At 67.8% G+C, this 2,045-nt stretch carries 2 protein-coding genes; both read right to left on the bottom strand.

What is annotated here, in order from left to right:
• Nucleotides 1-1,019: beta-ketoacyl synthase N-terminal-like domain-containing protein (locus tag B082_RS37205; protein ID WP_018555995.1), on the bottom strand; the 1,019-nt coding region annotated here is incomplete at its 3' end.
• Between the two features lie 8 nt (nt 1,020-1,027).
• The coding region (locus tag B082_RS37200) for a beta-ketoacyl reductase (RefSeq protein ID WP_037711393.1) at nt 1,028-2,045 on the bottom strand (1,018 nt) is incomplete at its 5' end.

The raw sequence follows: 2,045 nt of genomic DNA, 5'->3' as shown, positions 1-2,045 counted from the left end.
GCCTCGATCGGATCACCCAACCGCGTCCCCGTCCCATGCGCCTCCACCAGATCCACCTGATCCGACGAAATCTGCGCATCAGCCAACGCCGCACGAATCACCCGCTGCTGCGAAGGACCATTCGGAGCCGTCAGCCCATTACTCGCACCATCCTGATTCACCGCACTGCCCCGCAGCACCGCAAGGACCGGGTGTCCGTTGCTGCGAGCATCGGAGAGCTTCTCCAGGAGCAGGACGCCGGCCCCCTCCGACCAGCTGGTGCCGTCGGTGGCACCCGCGAACGACTTGCAACGGCCGTCCTTGGAGAGGCCGCCCTGCCGGCTGAACTCGACGAAGACCTCAGGCGTCGACATGACCGCCACGCCGCCGGCCAGCGCCATCGAGCACTCGCCCGACCGCAGCGCCTGGGCCGCCAGGTGCAGACTCACGAGCGACGAGGAGCACGCCGTGTCCACTGTCATCGACGGGCCCTCGAAGCCGAAGACGTACGAGACGCGGCCGGACGCGATGGAACCGGTAGCGCTGTTGTGGGCGTAATCGTGGTACATCATTCCGGCGAATACACCGGTTTTGCTGCCCTTCAGTGTGGCGGGGTCGATGCCGGCCCGCTCGAACACCTCCCACGAGCACTCCAGCAGCAGCCGCTGCTGCGGGTCCATGATCAGGGCCTCGTTCGGACTGATACCGAAGGGAACCGGGTCGAAAGTGTCTGCGGAGTGGAGGAATCCGCCCTTGTTGACGTATGTGGTGTTCGGCCGTTCGCCGTTCGGATCGTAGAGAGATCCGACATTCCAGCCGCGATTGTCCGGGAATTCGGATATCGCGTCCACGCCATCGTTCACCAGTTGCCACAGGGCCTCCGGTGATTCGACTCCTCCTGGAAAGCGGCAGCTCATCGCGACGATGGCGATGGGCTCGCGGGCTGCGGACGACAGCTTCCTGTTGTGGGCCCGCAGACGGTCGTTCTCCTTGAGCGACGCACGCAGTGCGGCGACCAGCTTCTCGTCAGAATTAGTCATCGGGGCTCTCACATTCCCTGCGTCGCGTCGTCAAGGCCGGAACCATCGAGTGCCATGCTGATCAGGCTCTCGGCATCCATCGAGTCGATGGAATCGGTCGAGTTCTCGTCCGTGTCCTCGGCCGGGTTCACCGGCTCTTCGTGAGCACCGGCCAGCTCGAAGAGGACTTCCATCAGCCCTGCGTCCCTGAGTCGGCTCAGGGGAATTCCGTTCAGAATGCGTCGGACCCGCTCTTCCTCGACGGCCTGGGCGTCCGTCGCCGAGTCGGGACGCAGTTCCTCGGCCAGGTACTCCGCGAGCACACGGGAGTTCGGGTAGTCGAAGACCAACGTCGCCGGCGGGCGCAGCCCCGTGGCCTGCGCCAGGCCGTTACGGAACTCCACCGCGGCCAGGGAGTCGAACCCGAGCTCCTTGAACGCCCGGTCCGGCTCGATGGCCGAGGCCCCGGCGTAGCCGAGAATGGCGGCCGCGTGGGCCCGTACGAGGTCGAGCACCTGGTCCGTGCGCTCGTCGGCGGTCAGTGCGTGCATCCGCCGGCGGAAGGCCGCCGCACCGGACGCCGTCGGGTCGGTGGCTCGGTGGCCGCTGGGCCGTACGAGCCCTCGGAACAGGTCCGGCAGGTCGTCCGGCCCCGGAGCGTCCGTTCCTGTGAGATCGACCCGCATGGTGACGAGTGCCGCCCCGCCGGCGGTCTCGGCCGCGTCGAAGAGGGCGGCTCCCTCCTCGGCCGACAGGGTTGCGATGCCGGTCCGGCGCATGCGCTGGGAGTCCGCGCTGTGCAGGCCGTCGGCCATGCCCCCGTCCGCCCACGGCCCCCAGGCGAGGGACTGGGCGGGGAGACCTTCCGCTCTGCGGTACGTGGCCAGCGCGTCCAGGAACGCGTTGGCCGCGGCGTAGTTGCCCTGACCCGGATTGCCGATCACCCCGGCGGCGGAGGAGAAGAGGACGAAGGCGGTGAGGTCCAGGTCACGGGTCAGCTCGTGGAGGTTCAGTGCCGCGTCCACCTTCGGGCGCAGGACCGCTTCC

Source organism: Streptomyces sp. ATexAB-D23, assembly GCF_000373645.1.
GTDB classification, from domain to species: domain Bacteria; phylum Actinomycetota; class Actinomycetes; order Streptomycetales; family Streptomycetaceae; genus Streptomyces; species Streptomyces castrisilvae.
Note: the sequence above shows the minus strand (reverse complement) of the source record. Positions and strands in the feature narration are given on the sequence as shown.